Source organism: Nostoc sp. C057, assembly GCF_013393925.1.
In the GTDB taxonomy this organism is placed as follows: domain Bacteria; phylum Cyanobacteriota; class Cyanobacteriia; order Cyanobacteriales; family Nostocaceae; genus Nostoc; species Nostoc muscorum_A.
Genome location: NZ_CP040281.1, coordinates 3,338,686 through 3,356,970, shown reverse-complemented (window position 1 = coordinate 3,356,970; position 18,285 = coordinate 3,338,686). Strand labels below are relative to the sequence as shown.

The window sequence follows — 18,285 nt, the reverse complement described above, 5'->3', positions numbered from 1 at the left end:
ACAGACGTACACCTGCTCCCAAAGTTAACCCAAAGGAGCCACTACCCCAGGTATGCGTTCCAGTAAGGCTCACCATCAGCAATGCCAACAGCCGAGCCTATTGTGGAGACTAGCTGTTGGTAGAACTGACCAGCGCTGTGCAAACCTTGCTGCAATTTCAGCTTCAGGATTTTTGGGTATTGGGTGTTAGGAATTAGGTTGCTAGGTTAAATTATGTGCTTTCTCAACTGCTTCCTTTAACTCTTCAAAGGTAATACTACCGTCTTCGTCTGAATCATAATTTACTAGTAATTCCTGGGGACTAGTGGTATTTGTTTCGGATGAGACGATTGCACTTAAGCCAGGACTTAAAAAAAGATCATTAATGGATACTTTACCGTCTTGATCGCTATCTAAGGTATTAAAAAGAGATTGAAGCTCTTGCTCGGTTGTCATAAGTTTCTATCTGAATTAGTTTTTCAACTTAATATCTCATTAATCTCTGATCAATCTCTCAAAATTAAATAAACTTGTATCTTTAGACGTAGAAACGGCTATCGCTGGGGCTTAGATCAGGTGTACGCTGTGGGTTACAGGGGTTACACCGTATTGACCGTTGAGTAACAAAAGATTTAATGTCTGCCAAACACGGCAATCAACAGATGATTTACGCCATCCACTCCACCCTTGAATTCGCAGACTGCGATGGCGCAAGCGCCCGCCGTAGGCGATCGCCAGAAAGCAAAGAAACCAACTCCAATTGCCTGCGGGTCAGCAGTATACATTCCATAGGATTGCTGACGAACAACTTGCAGGCAAAAAGATCAATCGATTGTGCAGTCAACCACTGATCTAATGTTTGGGCAGGATCGGCAACGACTCAGCACTTGGGCAAAGAAGCGCAGTCTTCAATTCTACATTAGCTCCCAGAACAGAGATCCGTTCTCGAACAATCTATGCCGACAACGGCAGCATTATTCTACCTGTGGAGTGGTAAGGGGAGATTGCTTTCACTCCTATACCAGCCGTGTTCTTAGCTGCTCGTTGTGTAGCGTGGATCTCTTTTATGACGGCTGGTATCTTTTTTCTTAGCTTGTGCCTAAGCAATTAACTTTTGCATAATTATGAATCTGAAAATCTTGTCGTTAGTGCAATTACAATGCCTACGATTGATGCTGCTGTTAACTTTGATATTCGGGCTGATACTAATTGTTGATGATGGTTCATCTATAGCTGCACAGAAGGTTGGGCAACCAGGATTTATAAACCCTGTAACTGCTGATATCACCTCCAGTCAGCCTCAAGTGGTACAACCTTCAGTCACCCGACTTGTGTCTACATTGTCGGATGAAGTCGAGGAATTACCAGCCCAGTTAATTCGCTGGTCGACTTACTGGCAACTTTGCTGGGAAGCATATCCTGAAGCTGAAGCATACGAACTGCAAACGGTACTGATGGAAGGCAAGTCTCCCAAATTAAAACGACAAAGCGATCGCTGCTTTCGTATACAAGCTGCATCTAATGAAAACGAAAAATCACAAGGATTACTCAACCGTGATTTGATCTTGCTAATGCATAAAATTCAGCTTGGTTATCGAGTGCGAGCCGTCTTAGATAACAACCGCGTCAGTGAATGGTCTCAAGTAATGGCAGTCGGTGCAACTACTACTTCTGAATTGAATGGCACTAAGAAAAGCTGAAACCTCCTTGCTGGCAGGGTGTGGGAGGGGTGGGAGGGGTGGGAGGACAGGGAAGGGTGGGAGGTGTGGGGGGTGTGGGAGGCAATGCAGCGTTCATTGATGTGCAGTTATTCAATTTCTCCTCTTTCTCCCCACCCTCCCCACACCTCCGATACTCCCCACCCTTCCCACACTCTCCACACTCAAAAAGCAAGTTATATCAGGGCTTTGCGATTAACTTAGTGCCATTCACCTCTGAATTGAATAGTACCCAGAACGCCTGTGATAGCGGTTGTGGTACAAACGATCGCACCGGAAGTGAGTTTTTCTAATCGTTAAACTCATCATGAAAAACGAGAAGATTGATAAGAGTCCCTTAAATTAGTTCGTCACATATACTGGTGTCGTTAGTACATACACCATGAATGCCTAACTCAATATACAAATCTGAGACAGTAATAGTCATGCTTCCCCTTGAACCATTGTTTTGTCCTTGTTGTACTCCAGCCATATTACATTTGCTGACTCAATCCGACCTGACTCAGCGCCTACTCCAATTAAAAACGGGGTCAGTTTCTGCGCCTATCAGAAAGAATCAAAAACAGTAGCAGCGATCTCTCTATCCGTAGTAGGGCAAACGTATCTAATGTTTACTCCAGGGTCGCTTGAATATTTAGCTGAAACCGCAATTCATATCACACTCCCCTCCGGGTGAGATGTGATATGAATTGCGGGTGAAATACAACAACAGCCCTCTGACCAATTTCCTCCATAGGGAGAACAGGACATGGAGGAAACGAACTCTCATTAATCTTCTGGTTGTTGCTGATCTTCTTATCTTCTTCTGGGTCTTCTATCTAATAAATTAACCGCAGCACCAGCAGCAGCACCATTGACACCATTTTTCCAGGTAGTTCTACAACCACCAGAAATTGCACCTGCCAATACACCAGCACCAGCACCTACACCGATATCTTGAACAGGTAAACGTCCGTTTCTTCTTCTGGCTCTGTTGCTTCTTGCACCATTGGCAGCATTAACAGCAGCACCAGCAGCAGCACCTTTAAAAGCATTGTCTAATACGGAACCACAATTTGTTACAACTCCACTTAATACACCTGCCCCGGCTCCAATGGCTGCATTATTAATAACTCGGTCATCAGCAGAAGCAGGTTGAATCGGGATTAAGCTAGTACCAGCTAAAGTAGCAGCCATCAAGCCAGGTAGGAATGCGCGTTTTAGCAGATATTGCATGGTAGTACCCTCTAAAAATCTTACGATTGGTGAACAATCAAATTTCAGTGCGATCGCTAATCCTCATATCTCTAATTTTTAGACAACAGCAATGTTATCTAAAATAAGGATATTTGGATAATTACACACACTAAAACGTAATTTTAGCCCAAAGCCTGTTGTATTTACTGAGTGGACAATAATTAAACTGACACATTAACTAAAAAACAGTAAACCAAAAAGTTTTTCCTCAAAGAGCGATCGCTTCGTTTAGGTGGAGCGTAGTCTTCTGAAATCCTCTTGCCTATTGCCTACCTACGCAAATGATTTCAGTAATCAAACCGGATTCCTATATCTACCGGAGTGTTATTTTTAAGATTTTTAAGAATTTGCAAGGATTTTTAATTTAAAATCCCAAATTGGTATGATTTATTTTTCGGAAATCCCTGAGTATAATTCTGATCAGTGTCGCGCTTTCTGATACCAATTGCAAAAGAATCCACAAGCAAGAATTCAGAAGTCACAACTTTAAAAAGCTAATTCTTAGAGAGGTTAGTCATGGAAACTCCTGATTCAGACGCACTGGTATTTTTTGGGGCAACAGGTGACTTGGCCTACAAGAAAATCTTCCCCAGCCTTCAGGCAATGGTACGGCGGGGCAATCTTAATGTCCCAGTAATTGGGGTTGCCGGACGACCTTGGACAACGGATCAACTTAGGGAAAGGGCACGTGATAGCCTAGAACATAATGGTGGTATAGATCAAGCCGCATTTGAGAAACTTTCTGGTCAACTCCAGTACGTTGCTGGTGACTACAACAAACCAGAAACTTACGAAAAATTACGTCAAGCCCTTGGTGATGCCACTCATCCCCTCTACTATTTGGCAATTCCACCGAGCCTGTTTGCACAAGTAGTATCAGGATTGGGTAAATCAGGCTGTGCTAAAAATGCGCGGGTGGTAATTGAAAAACCATTTGGACGGGATTTGAAATCGGCACGTGAGTTAAATCAAATTCTGGCATCGGTTTTTCCCGAATCATCCATCTATCGCATCGATCATTACCTGGGCAAAGAACCACTGCTGAATTTACTCTATTTTCGGTTTGGCAACTCTTTTCTTGAACCTATCTGGAATCGCAACTATGTTGAAAGCATCCAGATTGTGATGGCAGAGGACTTTGGCATTCAAGGAAGGGGACGCTTCTATGAAGAGACTGGTGCAATTCGGGATGTGGTGGAAAACCACATGCTGCAAGTATTGGCTTCAGTGTGCATGGATGCTCCCGCTAGTACGGCGGCCGATTCCATTCGAGATGAAAAAGAACGTATTCTCAAAGCTATACCTTCACTGCAACCCGATGATATTATTCGCGGTCAATTTTCTGATTACCGCAACGAAGAAGGTGTTTCTGCTGACTCTCAAGTAGAAACGTTTGTTGCCGTGCGGTTATTTATTAATACGTGGCGGTGGTCAGGAGTTCCCATCTACATCCGGGCTGGGAAAAAATTACCTGTTAAAACTACTGAGGTGATGGTCAAGCTCAAGTGTCCACCTTTGAATGTGTTCCAGGAGGAAAGAAAAGAAAACGCTAATTATGTTCGTTTTTTACTAGATCCAGAGGTAATTGTGGGATTGGGCGCTCGCACTAAAATCCCTGGAGAAGATATGAGCGGTTCTGCGGTTGAACTCCTGGCCTTTTACGGAGGTGGCGACGAGATGGAACCCTATGAGCGTCTATTGGGTGATGCCATGCGGGGCGATCCTACCTTGTTTGTACGGGAAGATACGGTTGAAGAGGAATGGCGGATTGTTCAGCCAATTCTCGATAACGTCACACCCATTTACGAGTATGAGCCAAATACATGGGGTCCACCTGAGTCAGATAAACTGCTCTCGCCAATGGATGATTGGTACAATCCCTTATCTAGAGAGTAGGATATATTGCTCATAGACTTGGCAAAATATTGGGGCTTCACCAATTAATGGCAATGGTAAGCAAGTTCGTAGTAAGAACTTTAGTCCTTACTACAAACCTCAAAATTAGCGGGAGCAAAGTACTAGGTAATTACAGTTGGCTGTTCCCGTCCTGTCAGTTCGCGGATCTGGGCGATATCTTGGATAATAGTGATTAAAGAAGCAAGTGCTTGCTGTGGATCGAGGTCATGTTTGGCGGGATCTGGCTCGTAGCTTTCTAGATAAACTCTTAGGGTTGCACCTTGAGTCCCCGTACCAGAAAGTCGCACTACAATACGGGAGCCATCGGTAAAGCCAATGCGAACACCTTGTTGCTCGCTAATGCTGCCATCAACAGGGTCGGTATAACTAAAGTCATCACTGTATTCAACTTGATAGTTACCGAATTGCTTGCCTTTAAGATTTGGCAATAAAGAACGCAGTCTTTCTATTAAAGTGTTGCCTTGCTCTGTCTGTATCTCTTCATAGTCATGGCGGGAGTAATAATTGCGTCCATAAGTCTGCCAGTGTTCCCGTACAATCTGCTCAACAGATTGTTGCCGGACTGCGAGGATATTCAGCCAAAACAGCACAGCCCATAGCCCATCTTTTTCGCGGATATGGTTAGAACCGGTACCAAAACTTTCTTCACCGCAGAGAGTTGCTTTACCCGCGTCTAAGAGATTGCCGAAAAACTTCCAACCAGTGGGTGTTTCGTAAGATTTAATCCCAATCTGAGCAGCAACTCGATCTACTGCTTGGCTAGTAGGCATCGATCGCGCTACCCCGGCTAAACCCTCACTATAACCAGGGACTAGCTTGGCGTTTGCGGCTAACACTGCAAGACTATCGCTAGGGGTGACAAAGAACTTACGCCCTAAGATCATATTGCGATCGCCATCTCCATCAAAAGCTGCTCCAAAATCTGGCGCATTCTCTCCGTACAAAATATCTACCAAATCATGAGCATAAACAAGATTTGGGTCAGGATGTCCGCCCCCAAAGTCTTCCAGGGGTGTACCATTTTGCACAGTTCCCACTGGTGCGCCCAAACGTTGCTCAAAAATGGCATGGGCATAAGGGCCAGCTACGGCGTGTAAGGCATCAATGCTGAACCGAAAATTTCCTCTTGTCAATAGTTGCTGAATCCGCTCAAAATCAAACAGAGACTCCATTAACTCTTGATAATCCTGTACGGAGTCAATCACCTCAACTACCGTCTCTCCCAAATGTGACTCACCTAAAGTTTCTAAATCTACATCTGGTGCTTCCAGAATTTGGTAGCTATCAATGACTTTACTGCGATCGTAAATCGCCTCTGTCACCTTTTCCGGTGCTGGGCCACCATTGCTAATATTATATTTCACCCCAAAGTCACCATTTGGCCCGCCCGGATTATGGCTAGCAGACAAGATGATGCCACCAATAGCCTGATACTTGCGAATAATCGCGGAAGTCGCAGGAGTAGACAAAATTCCCCATTGACCAACTTTAATCCGCCCGATACCATTGGCCGCAGCCATTTTCAAAATGATTTGAATAGCTTGGCGATTGTAATAACGACCATCACCACCCAAGACTAAAGTTTGAGAGTGCAAGTCCCCCACAGAATCGAAGATGGATTGGATAAAATTTTCCAGGTAGTGGGGCTGCTGAAAAACCTTAACTGATTTCCGCAGCCCAGAAGTACCGGGCTTTTGGTCGCTTAAGGGAGTAGTAGAGACTTTACGTATGTTCATAGATACTGTTTATTTAACAAGGCATTTTCTTTTTACAGCTTTACATAAGTTTGTTACAAAAAATTGCCACGTATCATGTACCAAATGGCAGGCGTAAATCCCTAATATCACTTTTTAGGGGTGGGGTTACAATACTTGTCAGGTTTTGGGGGAAAGGGACTCATGTTAAAGAGGAAAAAACTTTATATATCAAGCCTTCCACTCCTTTTCCCTTTAACCTACAAGTATTGTAATCACAGCATAATCAAACCCAGTCGCACACCCACAGCAACAGCCTCAGTACGGCTGGAGACACTGAGCTTTTGAAAAATAGATGAGAGATGAAATTTGACGGTATGCTCAGAAATCTGCAACCGTTTAGCGATTGCTTTATTCCCCAACCCTGAACCAAGCATACCTAAAACTTCTATCTCGCGTGGTGTCAATGTTTGTACAGGATTTGCCACCACTTTTTCTCGAATAGACAGTAATTCTATAGCATCCGGGTGCAGCACCACTAAACCAAAAGCGATCGCCTCTACAGCAGCGACAATTTCTAACTCTGTGCTAGTGCTGGGTAATATCCCCCGGATACCAGAACGTAACGCCGTCTCTAAGTCGATGCTGTCGAGTTCCTCAATAATGGCGATCGTTCCTAATGGGTATTGCTGTTCTTGAATAAGCAGTAATTTTTCCCACACCGATTGTTGAAGGTTACTACTCAAATCTACCAGCACCACATCTGGTTGTAATTGCCCAACTTCCCTTGCCAATTCATCCAAATCGGATGCACTCCCCACAACCGTCAGCCGAGGATTGGTAGTCACCACAGCTGATAACCCTGCCCGCACAACAGGGGAAGTGGCAACTACCATTACCCGAATCACGTCGCCTCCACAGCAGTTTTTCCAGACTGCACTGCAACATAAATCACTAATTGCTGCCCACCGCGTAGGAGTTGTAGGGGCACAGATCCTTTACTGTCATGGAGATATTTAGTTAAATCATTCACGCTAGTGAATAATCGTCCCGAAACTCCAATTAAAATATCGCCGATTTGTACACCAGCAATTTCTGCTGCACTACTAGGTAAAATTGACAACACCAATAAACCCAAGCTACGCCTAGCTAAAAGCACAGGTTGCAGCGTGACTCCCAGTTGCAGACGACTATTTCCCTGTAAAAAACGCTCAACGGTGTTGCTGGGAACTGCCACAGCCAAACCATTAACAATCATGGTGTTAATTCCCACGACTTGACCGAGACAGTTAGCAAGTGGCCCCCCAGAGTTTCCAGGATATAGTTGCAAATCAGCCATAACAGCCCGCGAATTATTTGCATAGATAATTCCAGTTGTCACAGCACCACTGTCAGCAAAGGGATTACCCACCGCCAAGACTAATTCACCTACTCGTAGCGCCTCAGAATTGCCTATGCTTGCAGCAGTTAAATCAGTGGCGACAATTTTCAGCGCTGCTAAATCCTGCTGTGGATCAAACTGTGTACGCACCGCATCAAATACTCTTCCATCTGCCAATTCCACAGTTGCACGGTTGCTGGTTGCCACATGAGCATTAGTGATAATTAGCCCGTCAGATTGCCAAATTACACCGGAACCGATTCCTAGAGAACCACTTTTCACTTTGACAGTGCGTAGGCGTAGTTTAGTAGCTACCTCTGTCAATTCAGCAGCAATATTAGTTAATGTTGTGTTTGCCATGTTATACAATTTTTCCCCATGTCAAAGTAGAATCTGTTGGCTGACAATAGTTTTTAGTCGAGTTGGGATAATTGAGAATGCTGCAAGATATCAGTCAACCCAACTTTGGAAAGCAAATTTTGACAGTTCCGAGTTTAGAAGCTCAACGTTCGAGCAAAAAGGTCGAAGTTCCGAGTTCAGAGGCTCAACGTTCGAGTAAAAAGGTTGAAGTTCCGAGTTCAGAGGCTCAACATTCGAGTAAAAAGGTCAAAGTTCCGAGTTCAGAGGCTCAACGTTCGAGCAAAAAGGTTGAAGTTCCGAGTTCAAAGGCTCAACGTCCGAGCAAAAAGGTTGAAGTTCCGAGTTCAGAAGCTCAACGTTCGAGTAAAAAGGTCGAAGTTCCGAGTTTAGAGGCTTGAATGAATAGAAAATCTAGATAAATCTTCTTGACAGAGCTAGTTAAGGGATTTCCAGAAATTAAATGATCCAATTTTTAGATGACGATCGGATTCTTCCCCCCTGCTCCCCTGCTCCCCTGCTCCCCTGCCTCCCCTGCTCCATCAGTGAGAGGTTAGAGTGATTGCACTTTTGTCAAGAGGGTGCGGGAAAAGGCGATAAATCCAGCTTGGAGACTGGTTTTCGCAGGGCTTTAACTACTCCTAAATCTTGATTTTCTTTGGCAGCGAAGTACTGAATTGGGTCATCCGCCTTACCTTTGTCATAGGCGACGCTAAAATGATATAAACCACGAAAAATCATCTCTAAAGAAATGCGGTCAAATGGCAGAGATAATTCGTCTGCAACCGCATCTCCCAAGTCAACCAATACTGCATAAAAGAGCCAAGTTGCCCACACTTGTAACTTCACACCATTAATAGAACCAGTCCATAAATACGAAAGTCCCAATAAACGTTTGACCACATAGAAAGCTTCTTCAATCCTCCATCTTTTCCGATATAAGTCAGCAACAACGTAGGGAGGTAATATTTGCGGGTCTAGGACAGAAGTAATGTAAGAATAGCTAGTTTTACCGACTTTTATTTCAATTAGACGTAAAGTCAGTACTGGTGCGCCACGACGAATAGTACCAAGTTGAATTAATCGGTCTTTAAGCGAATGGTCATAGCTAAAAATCTTTAAGTATTTAATAGATGCTTTAACTTTTAAACGTGTAACAAAATGAACTTCTTGGTTAATAAGTTGTTGCAAAAATTGAAAATGATAAAAACCTCTGTCAAGTAAAATCAGAGTTTTAGCAGGCAGTAAATTTAGTAATGCCGCTTCAAAATTAGTGTCTGATGCTGCGGGATTAGTGTGAAACCAAACTTCGACAGGTAAGCGAGTTACCAAATCAATAATTGTACAAATCTTACCTGCTAGTTGCCCTGCTTTCAAGTCTTCCAGGCTTTTTAACTTCCGAAATAAAGCTTCTAGAGTTGACCCATCAGCAATCCAAATTCGTTCAAAATTACGCAGTGTAAACTTAACACTATCTGGTAGTGGCGCCTGAGCCGTTGCTGCCAATTAAATTGCAATTGAGGGAGCAGATCTTTAAATACTCGCTCAAATAATTCAGATGGAAATACTAAAAATCTTTCAGAAAGAGATTGTTGGGCAACTTTAGTAACAGGACACCATAATAAACCTTCTCGTGCTAACAGACGATTCAACTCTTGAATGCCAGGAACTTGTCGCCACAACAGTGTTAATACTGCTGCCACCATTAAGGATAAATTCAGAATTCTATCTCGTAATCCTAATTGCTTGTAATATTTTTGTTGAGCAAAAACTGCTGGTGTTAATAAAGCTTCTAAGTGTTGAGAAATCGCCTCATTATCTATAGTAGGAGTATTATGTTTGTGCGCGTGGTCAGAGTTTTGTTTTTGTCGCTTGGGCATAATGGTAGACCAAACTTTTCATTCCCTCATTTGATAATTGAATTTACCTAACAATGCTGCCCACTTTTTACGTCGTTACAATACTTTTTCATCTCCTATAAAAGCAGTTAAACATTTTAAAGATAATGATAATCAAATATAGGTGGGGAGGAGGTGAGCGTCGCTCACCTCCTCCCCTACCCTCAACACGATTATCATTCTTGTTTAAGATTTTTTGAGTATTTTAACTGATTGACAAAAAACACTTTGTTCTAACCTCTCACGGATGCCCCTGCTCACACTTATTCCTCCTTATTAGGTCGTTCGCCAACTGCGATCGCTAACTCAATTAACACTCCACCCCGGACAACTTGCAGGTTGACGGTTTTACCAATGCGATCGCTACTATTGAGCAACGCCAAAACATCACCTGTATCGCCCACAGTTACGCCATCGAACGTTACTAAAACATCGCCAAGCAACATACCTGCATTATCAGCAGGCCCAGAAGACTCAACATTAACGACAATTACCCCAGTTGCAGAAGTTAAATTGAGAGCAGTTTTCAGGTTATTTGGTAAACGTACAGGTTGCATTCCTACACCCAAGTAGCCTTTTGAAATGCGTCCTTTTGCTACCAATTGGTCAACCACGCGATCAACTGTAGCACTGGGAATAGTCAGAGCAGTACCACGCCGCCCCGATGTATTCATACCTACCACAAAACCAGCAGCATCTACGAGCGGCCCACCTGCAAAACCAGAAAAAAGGGTGATGTCTGGGCGGATAAATTGGTCAATATTTCCGCCATTCATACTGCGCCATGCACCGCTAACTACACTCACCGCACCCATCGCCGCCCTTAAGTCACCTTCGCTACCTCTTGCCAGTCCTAACACCAGATGACCAACTTTGAGCGTTTTGGCATCGCCAACTTTTGCCACAGGAATTTCTAGATTTTCTAGCTTAAAAACAGCTATATCGGTGCTAGAGTCATGCCCAACAAGTGTTACTGGTACAGTACTACCATTTGATAGAGTGATGATGATGTCGTCATAGCGCTGGAGAGACTCATCAGAGGTAACAATGATGCCATTACGCCAGTGAATGCCACTTGGGGAAACACGAGTACCCCCATTCACAGCAACTACAGCAATTCCAGCTTGTTCTACCGTGTCAGCTAAACTGTTGGACAAAGCCATTAATGAAGACATAAGATTTTTCCAAAAACATTCTTAGATATTCATATCGTGTCCTTTTCTCAACACAGATGACATCGGAAAAATGGGGAGAACTCATCCTAGAAAAATGGCTAGGATCGGTAAACCAAAAAGTTTTTTCCCAAAGAGCAATGCCTGCGGCGGGTTACTTCCCTACGGGACACTACGCGAACGTGGAAGCAAGCTACGCGCAGCGTCTCGTAGAGAAGTGCGGGCTACACACATACGTCAATCCTAGTTACGTAGGTTAAAGCGCTATAGACCAATACGCTTGGGTTAAGCGCTATTTGTACAAAATCGTGGGTTTTGAGACGCGATAAATCGCCGTCTCTACAAGTACTGTATTGCACTATAGGCTGCTTATTCTCTAATAATGCTTGGGGAATAAAAAAATATTCAATTATTGATTGGAGTTCCCTTAGAGGATGTTTGAAAAGTGGTTGGCTGTGATGTTAGGTACTTATTGATCCCCCCTACTAAGCCCCCTTAAAAAGGGGGGAATCGGAATCAAAGTTCCCCTTTTTAACGTGAGTTCAATGAACCTCTCCCTCCCAGCCTCCCTCTCCGAAACGGAAAGGGTGGAGCAAGAAAAATTCCGCTTTTTGCTCCCCTCTCCGCGTCGGAGAGGGGCTGGGGGAGAGGTCAAATAAGACTTGTCGAACACACGTCTTTTTAAGGGGGATTTAGGGGGATCTAGAACTTTTCACTACCGAGAAGAGGACTTTTAAAACATCCTCTTATACTCTTTTTGAGTTATACGGAGTTTTTTCAAAAATCAAATATGAGTCCTATATAATTACTTATTTATTAGCAGAAATCCACGCAGCTTGAAAAAATTCATGCTCACAAAACATCGCATAACGGTAGGTTGAATTCACTACAGCATTGTTAGTAGCATAATTCTCAACTAAAGTTTCTAATTGTTTTATTAGTGATTGAAAGTCTATGCTACTGTAAGTACGAATCCAGTCTGCATATTGATGATTAGGAATACCATGAAGAGCCAACTGTTTTCCCAAGAAACCATACAAACGCATACAAGGAGACATCGCCGCAGCAGTCAAACCCACATCTCCACCCCAAGCAGTTGCTAACAAAAAATCAGTATAGCGGCGGGTAGCATAGCCAGCTTCCACAGAATGTAAATTCACTCCCCACTGGGAAGCATAGCTACTATGCAGCCGTAGTTCTTCTAAAACTGAACTCGCTAAGTTATGAAATGTGGTAAAACCTAACCAGTCTGGTGCTTTAGCTGCGGCGATACTGTACGTCCGCGCAAAAGCTTCTAAGAAAAAAACATCTTGCCCCACGTAGTAGGCAAATTTTACCTGCTCAAGAATACCATTGCCAATGCCTTGAACGAAAGGATGCTCTAGGCAAGCTTGGGCTAAGTCTTGATTTGCTGCCCATAATTCGTTAGATAAAGCCATTTGTTAAAAGTCATTTGTCAACTGTTATTTAATGGTATAAGAGTCCGGTTTGATTTCTGTTCGCGCAGCTTGGCGTAGCTATATTTGCTTGGCGGTGGCTCTGTCCTGTTTTGATCTTCTGAAAGTTGTTCCCTACCTAAAGGCTTATAGCACTCGGCATACCTTCGCTACTTGCGCGATCGCATTTGGGGCATCGCCGGAAAAGGTAGCCTACTGGATCGGCGATAACGTCCAAACAGTTTTGCGGTACTACTGTCACCCAGATGTCACCAAGGCTGAATGTCCAGATTTTTAACTGCTACTCAAAAATGGGCTAAAAATCGTTGTAATCTAGTTGGGTGGCAATTCTAAACTCATTTCACCTAATAACCCCTTACGAAAATCTGTTAAAAGTTGCCTTGCAGCACGCTCTACATCACCTTTGTAACGATGCTCTGCTAAAGCATGTAGATAAGTATCCCCGGTGTCTGAGGTCGAATCGAGTTGGTAGCGGGACTGTAATGGTTTTCTCGGTAACAAATCTGTAGTTACAGCTTCCAAGTAGTTGAATAAATCCACTAAGGCTGCTGCTACTAGCTGATTATCGTAAGATGCTTCGCCGATATCATCACAAATGGCTAATTTCAATGCTGCGTCTTGGTCTTCTAACCTTAGAGGGATGACACCAGGAGCATCTAACAATTCCAAATGTTCAGAAATTCGCACCCAGCGCAATTGGCGAGTTACCCCAGGACGGGCTGCACTTTCCACTACTCGCCGTCCTAAAAGGCGGTTAATTAAAGCTGATTTACCAACATTGGGAAAACCAATTACCACAGCCCGGACTGGACGAGGTAACATTCCGCGATCGCTTCTTCTTTGATTGAGTTCTACTCCGGCCGCTTGCGCTGCCCGCGCCACTTCTGCTATACCTTTACCATGTTGAGCGTTGGTAAAATAAGGGACTTCCCCTTGACGTTTAAACCAATCTATCCACAGCGATCGCATTTGCGGCGTAATCATATCTACTCGGTTAAGTATCAATACCCGTGTCTTACCCTCTACCCACTCACCTATTTGGGGATGATGAGTCGCTAAGGGAATTCGGGCATCTCGTACCTCAAATACCACATCTACGCGCTTAAGCTGTTCTTTGAGCTTCTTTTCCGCTTTCGCAATGTGACCTGGATACCATTGAATTACGTTTAATCTATAGTTTTGAGTTATAGCCATTTTTTTATTTGTCCTTTGTTATTTGTCCTTTGTCATTAGTCATTTGTCATTTGTCCAAAACCAATGACTAATAACTAATGACTCTCTGTTGTAGCAGCTTGATGCAAAATCAGACGATTGCCATCAGGGTCATAGGCATAAATTTCTCTGCCGTGGGAAGCAGTGGAAACATTTCCTGGTGGAGGATAGCCTAAAGCTGTTAGGTGAGCGATCGCATCTTCTAAGTTACTCACTTCTAAACACAAACTTATCTTATTTTTGGCGTAGACACAAAGTGAGCTGTCGTTAGACATCGCTTCAAATTCCGATTCGTTTGTCTTCTTGGGTTTAAAAATACCTAATCGCATACCAACCAAATTAAACTCAGCATAGACATTCGGAATCAAACTAACTGCTTTTTGCTCCAGAAAATTAGTATAAAAATCTACTAATTTATCAAAATTAACCGATCCTATAGTGACAAATGCGTTAGTGTACTCGAAAACCATATTTGCCTATCACCTATCACCTATCACCTATCACCTATCACCTATTACCTTATCCCAACATCTTATTTTGGCTAAGGTATGGTAGCTAAACTGAGAACTTTTAGTAAATATTGTGTCAATGTAAACGCATCTACACCCAATTCAGTCCGCTCTTGGGCTGCTAAAATCCCAGCTTGTGAATGCCACCAAGCGGCAGTTGCCACAATATCTTCTACAGAAATCTGTTTAGTTGCGGCTTGTGCCAACAATCCACCTAGTAGCCCAGTTAATACGTCACCACTACCTCCACGTGCCAGAGCGGGTGTGCTTTCAGTAATCATCCAAATGCCACCTTGAGGGTTTGCGATCGCAGTTCTCGCCCCTTTCAACAACACCACCGCCCCACTTTGTAAGGCTGCTTCCTGTGCTGCTTTCACTGTGTCATGTTTAGCATCGGCGACATCAGGAAACAATCGCTGGAATTCGCCAGTATGGGGTGTGAGTACGGTTATAGCAAGACGTTTTTTTAAAGTGGCGATCGCTCCCATTTGTGCCAAAATATTTAAACCATCGGCATCGAGAATCAAAGGGCGTTCGCTTTCTATCACCTCTTGCACAATGGGAGCAGCATCTCGTGTTAAACCGGGGCCACAAGCGATCGCATTAAAGGAAGTCAGATCGGTTTTTTCGGGTAATTGCAATTGAGCGATCGCTCCACTTTCCGTCTCTGGACAACCGACGATTAGCGCTTCTGGCAAGTGCGACACCAAAAGAGATTTTAGCGATTCGGGTACAGCAATAGAAAGCATCCCCACACCACTAGCCCTAGCACCCAAACCAGTTAAAATTGCTCCACCGGCATAGCGCCGCGAACCGCAAATCAGGAGTAAATGTCCTTCTTTATATTTGTGGGTAACTGGTGGGCGAGGTAAGGGTAAAGTAGCGAGTGCTGTTGTTGGTGTAATCCGTTTAATGCTGGGTGCATCTTTGATAACAGCTTCTACATCAGCTAAAGGAATATCAAAATCGATTAACTCAGCTTTGCCAAGATATTCCAGCGCCCGATATTGGAAGAAAGCTAGTTTCCATAAACCCAAGCAAAAAGTGTGAGTGGCGCGAATGGCAGTTCCTAATACAACGCCAGTATCGGTATGTAAACCTGAAGGTAAATCAATACTATAAATCGGCACAGACAATTTATTTAGCTGATTAATTGCAGAGGCAATAGGATCAGTCAGGTTTCTTTCTAAACCATACCCAAACAAGCCATCAATCAACAAATCAGAATCTGGCAGTTGCTCAATTGTTTGATAAATTGGAATGCCCAGACTCTGAGCATACCGCAAGTGGTGCGAAGTTAATTCCTTAAACTTAGAAAAAGGAGCATAAATCCAAACCTCATACCCGCGAAAGTGTAATTCACGGGCTACTACTAAAGCATCCCCACCATTATGACCAGGGCCGACAAGAATTCCAACACGAGATCCCACCGCTTGGGGCAACCCCTTTTTACGAGGAATTGGGGGGATCTCTTGAATCCGACGGGCAACTAATCCCGCCACCTTTTCCATTAAAGCTACTACAGGCATTCCTGCTGCAAAGATCCGATCTTCAATATCGCGCATCTGCCCAGCAGTCACTATTACTTGTGAAATTTTTTCTTGCCTTTGCATCAGCCCTAAGTCCTGTTAGCGATCGCTGGGTATTTAGCCCGTGCTAAGTTATGAGTTTTAGGTTAATTGAAAATTAAGCAGATTTCACACAATTATCTCTAAAGGACTTCCCAATCAAAAAATATCTCAAAACTAACGCCAAAATCTTCTCTATTTCTCCTCACTCTGTGTTCTCTGCGCCTCTGCGGTTAATTCATTTCTTGGACAATCCCTAACCGTGACTAATCCATGTATCCCTAGCGCTGTGATTACTCCTCCCAGTAATCCCCAAGTCCCATCAGCAAATACATTGATGCGATGAATGTAGGTGCGATGGTAAGCATACTTTAACTGCCTATCATTAACTTTTCCCACTTCTACTAGGTTAGTCACATAGTTTTCAGCTTTGATCAGTGCTGCATAATCCAGGTTAAACCAATAAAGCGATACTCCCACCACTGCCAACCCAGGAAAAACCAAAGTAATTAAGAGAATTGCTTTGCGTGTGTTCATCCACTTTACTCCCCCATATACCTGTTCAATGCTGACATAGCAAGAATCTTTGTGTTACAACTTGGCAGATCAATTTGATACATGGAGTGGGTGAATCAAATTTTGGGAATAATCCTCATAGTGTTTGAAGGCATCGTTTTAGTTAGGCTCACGCTATGAGAGCGCGATTTCTACGTAAAAATCTGATTTTTGGCTATTTATGTCTTGTATTTTGCTGTATTTTGTGGATTTGTTCGCCATTAATTCCAGTACACGCAACTTCCGCAGGGTCTATTGATACTCTGCGACAACAGCAGCAACAAATGAATCGGCAGCGTCAGAGTGTGGTTAGCGATCGCAATCGCTTAACAAATCTCCAACAAGAGGCCCAAAAACACCTCACTGGTTTAAAGCAAAATCTGCAAACTACAGATAGCTATATTCAAGAGAGCGAATCTCGATTACAACTCGCCACCCAACGCCTCCAGCAGTTGGAAACTGATTTAGCTGTAGCACAACGCTCCTACGAGGAGCGACAAATAGCAACAGTAGCACGATTACGTTATCTCCAGCGATCGCCTGCATCTGTTGGCTGGGCAGTTTTGCTCCAAAGTGAAAATATCAGCGATTTTATCAGTCGTCGTCATCAGTTGAAGTTAGTGTATCAGGCAGATGAGCAAATTTTGGTAAAACTCAACGCCCAAGCAAACCTGATAAATCAACAAAAAACGGGCATAGAACAACAAAAAAACGAAATTGCCTTGATTCGTGAGCAATTACTGGCACAAAAAGTCGGTTATCAAACTCAGGCGGAATCACAATCAGAATTGATTCAACGCCTCAATAGCGATCGCCTAGCCTTGGAAGCAGCGCAAAACCAGCTAGAGAGGGAATCCAAAAATCTGGAAGCCTTGATTCAACGAAAGGTAGGAGAAGCCAGAGCAACAGAAGAGGCACAAACAAAAACCAACAGCCGGACTGCGATCGTTCGAGGAACCGGTGTAATGGCATATCCTAGCGACGCTTCTACTAGTAGTCCCTTCGGCTGGCGGATACACCCAATCCTTGGCTATCGTCGCTTTCATGCCGGGTTAGATTTTGCCGCTAGCTATGGTAGTAAAATTCGGGCAGCCGATTCAGGCAGAGTGATTTTTGCTGGGTGGTATGGTGGTTATGGCAGAGCGGTAATTATTGACCACGGCAATGGTCTTACTACACTCTATGGACATACCAGCGAGTTGTATGTTTCTGAAGGACAAGCCGTTGAACGCGGACAAGCGATCGGTGCTGTGGGTTCCACAGGTTTCTCAACTGGGCCCCACCTCCACTTTGAAGTCCGTCGGAATGGTACACCAGTAGACCCAGCTAATTATCTGTAAACTTAGGGACTTCCAAATAAAGAAATACTCAAAAAACTCTCTCCTCCTTATTCCTCTGTGTTCTCTGTGTCTCTGTGGTTCGTTTATTTGGATAATTTATTTCTTGGAAGTCCCTTAATAAACCAAGTTTTTCTAGGCTGAGAACTTTATCATAGACGTGCTATAATGGGTGAGATTAAGGGCGCGTAGCTCAGTGGATAGAGCAACAGATTCCGGTTCTGTGGGTCGGGGGTTCAAATCCCTCCGCGCTCGTTTTTTATTTTTCGATTGACAATTATTGTCTCGGCTATAT

Annotated in this window: 19 protein-coding genes, 1 tRNA gene and 1 pseudogene; 7 read left to right on the top strand and 14 right to left on the bottom strand. The window is 43.7% G+C overall.

Annotated features, from left to right (window positions below):
* Positions 1-201: 201 nt before the first annotated feature.
* Both FD724_RS14595 and FD724_RS14590 read right to left on the bottom strand, forming a co-directional pair.
* Positions 202-435, bottom strand: coding sequence for an EF-hand domain-containing protein (locus tag FD724_RS14595; RefSeq protein WP_179073116.1), 234 nt, complete (start codon positions 433-435; stop codon positions 202-204).
* 176 nt (positions 436-611) lie between these two features.
* Positions 612-764: a hypothetical protein gene (locus tag FD724_RS14590; RefSeq protein WP_179073115.1), complete on the bottom strand. Its 153-nt coding sequence runs from the start codon at positions 762-764 to the stop codon at positions 612-614.
* Positions 765-1,103: 339 nt separating this feature from the next.
* Here FD724_RS14590 and FD724_RS14585 point away from each other — a divergent pair, with 339 nt between their 5' ends.
* On the top strand, positions 1,104-1,679 hold the full coding sequence (locus FD724_RS14585; protein WP_179073114.1) for a hypothetical protein: 576 nt from the start codon (positions 1,104-1,106) through the stop codon (positions 1,677-1,679).
* A gap of 355 nt (positions 1,680-2,034) precedes the next feature.
* Here the strand turns inward: FD724_RS14585 and FD724_RS40890 are convergent, their stop codons facing one another.
* Both FD724_RS40890 and FD724_RS14580 read right to left on the bottom strand, forming a co-directional pair.
* Positions 2,035-2,169 carry a hypothetical protein gene (locus FD724_RS40890; protein ID WP_256874564.1) on the bottom strand — a complete coding sequence of 45 codons (135 nt, stop codon included), beginning with the start codon at positions 2,167-2,169 and terminating at the stop codon, positions 2,035-2,037.
* Positions 2,170-2,492: 323 nt separating this feature from the next.
* On the bottom strand, positions 2,493-2,912 hold the full coding sequence (locus FD724_RS14580; RefSeq protein ID WP_179073113.1) for a hypothetical protein: 420 nt from the start codon (positions 2,910-2,912) through the stop codon (positions 2,493-2,495).
* 537 nt (positions 2,913-3,449) lie between these two features.
* On the opposite strand from FD724_RS14580, the gene zwf reads away from it, so the two are divergent.
* Positions 3,450-4,829, top strand: coding sequence for a glucose-6-phosphate dehydrogenase (gene zwf / locus FD724_RS14575; RefSeq protein WP_179073112.1), 1,380 nt, complete (start codon positions 3,450-3,452; stop codon positions 4,827-4,829).
* A gap of 122 nt (positions 4,830-4,951) precedes the next feature.
* Here the strand turns inward: zwf and FD724_RS14570 are convergent, their stop codons facing one another.
* The 3 genes from FD724_RS14570 to FD724_RS14560 all read right to left on the bottom strand — a co-directional run bounded on the left by FD724_RS14570 (position 4,952) and on the right by FD724_RS14560 (position 8,285).
* Positions 4,952-6,586, bottom strand: coding sequence for an alpha-D-glucose phosphate-specific phosphoglucomutase (locus FD724_RS14570; RefSeq protein WP_179073111.1), 1,635 nt, complete (start codon positions 6,584-6,586; stop codon positions 4,952-4,954).
* A gap of 233 nt (positions 6,587-6,819) precedes the next feature.
* Complete coding sequence (locus FD724_RS14565; protein ID WP_179073110.1) at positions 6,820-7,452, bottom strand: response regulator transcription factor; 633 nt, start codon at positions 7,450-7,452, stop codon at positions 6,820-6,822.
* Positions 7,449-8,285, bottom strand: a complete 837-nt coding sequence (locus FD724_RS14560; RefSeq protein WP_179073109.1) for a S1C family serine protease — start codon at positions 8,283-8,285, stop codon at positions 7,449-7,451. The genes FD724_RS14565 and FD724_RS14560 overlap by 4 nt, the downstream gene beginning before the upstream one ends.
* Positions 8,286-8,362: 77 nt before the next feature.
* On the opposite strand from FD724_RS14560, the gene FD724_RS14555 reads away from it, so the two are divergent.
* Positions 8,363-8,683 carry a hypothetical protein gene (locus FD724_RS14555; RefSeq protein ID WP_179073108.1) on the top strand — a complete coding sequence of 107 codons (321 nt, stop codon included), beginning with the start codon at positions 8,363-8,365 and terminating at the stop codon, positions 8,681-8,683.
* Positions 8,684-8,867: 184 nt separating this feature from the next.
* Here the strand turns inward: FD724_RS14555 and FD724_RS14550 are convergent.
* Together FD724_RS14550 and FD724_RS14545 are read right to left on the bottom strand one after the other, a co-directional pair.
* A pseudogene (locus tag FD724_RS14550) lies at positions 8,868-10,162 on the bottom strand (IS4 family transposase); the annotation flags it as partial.
* A 281-nt stretch (positions 10,163-10,443) separates the two neighbouring features.
* Positions 10,444-11,355: a S1C family serine protease gene (locus FD724_RS14545; RefSeq protein WP_179073107.1), complete on the bottom strand. Its 912-nt coding sequence runs from the start codon at positions 11,353-11,355 to the stop codon at positions 10,444-10,446.
* Positions 11,356-11,411: 56 nt separating this feature from the next.
* Here FD724_RS14545 and FD724_RS14540 point away from each other — a divergent pair, with 56 nt between their 5' ends.
* Entirely contained in the window at positions 11,412-11,612 is a 201-nt protein-coding gene (locus FD724_RS14540; RefSeq protein WP_179073106.1) for a hypothetical protein, read from the top strand.
* Positions 11,613-12,161: 549 nt separating this feature from the next.
* Here the strand turns inward: FD724_RS14540 and FD724_RS14535 are convergent.
* On the bottom strand, positions 12,162-12,791 hold the full coding sequence (locus FD724_RS14535) for a TenA family protein (protein ID WP_179073105.1): 630 nt from the start codon (positions 12,789-12,791) through the stop codon (positions 12,162-12,164).
* Between the two features lie 49 nt (positions 12,792-12,840).
* On the opposite strand from FD724_RS14535, the gene FD724_RS14530 reads away from it, so the two are divergent.
* Positions 12,841-13,086, top strand: coding sequence for a hypothetical protein (locus FD724_RS14530; RefSeq protein WP_256874563.1), 246 nt, complete (start codon positions 12,841-12,843; stop codon positions 13,084-13,086).
* Positions 13,087-13,121: 35 nt separating this feature from the next.
* On the opposite strand, the gene ylqF is transcribed toward FD724_RS14530, so the two are convergent.
* The 4 genes from ylqF to FD724_RS14510 all read right to left on the bottom strand — a co-directional run bounded on the left by ylqF (position 13,122) and on the right by FD724_RS14510 (position 16,635).
* Positions 13,122-14,003 carry a ribosome biogenesis GTPase YlqF gene (gene ylqF, locus FD724_RS14525; RefSeq protein ID WP_114081538.1) on the bottom strand — a complete coding sequence of 294 codons (882 nt, stop codon included), beginning with the start codon at positions 14,001-14,003 and terminating at the stop codon, positions 13,122-13,124.
* A gap of 74 nt (positions 14,004-14,077) precedes the next feature.
* Positions 14,078-14,491, bottom strand: a complete 414-nt coding sequence (locus tag FD724_RS14520; RefSeq protein WP_179073104.1) for a VOC family protein — start codon at positions 14,489-14,491, stop codon at positions 14,078-14,080.
* 71 nt (positions 14,492-14,562) lie between these two features.
* Positions 14,563-16,143: an NAD(P)H-hydrate dehydratase gene (locus FD724_RS14515; RefSeq protein WP_372726514.1), complete on the bottom strand. Its 1,581-nt coding sequence runs from the start codon at positions 16,141-16,143 to the stop codon at positions 14,563-14,565.
* A gap of 150 nt (positions 16,144-16,293) precedes the next feature.
* Positions 16,294-16,635, bottom strand: a complete 342-nt coding sequence (locus FD724_RS14510; RefSeq protein WP_179073103.1) for a hypothetical protein — start codon at positions 16,633-16,635, stop codon at positions 16,294-16,296.
* 155 nt (positions 16,636-16,790) lie between these two features.
* Here FD724_RS14510 and FD724_RS14505 point away from each other — a divergent pair, with 155 nt between their 5' ends.
* Both FD724_RS14505 and FD724_RS14500 read left to right on the top strand, forming a co-directional pair.
* On the top strand, positions 16,791-17,993 hold the full coding sequence (locus FD724_RS14505; RefSeq protein WP_179073102.1) for a murein hydrolase activator EnvC: 1,203 nt from the start codon (positions 16,791-16,793) through the stop codon (positions 17,991-17,993).
* A 179-nt stretch (positions 17,994-18,172) separates the two neighbouring features.
* A tRNA-Arg gene (locus tag FD724_RS14500) sits at positions 18,173-18,245 on the top strand.
* Positions 18,246-18,285: the final 40 nt, after the last annotated feature.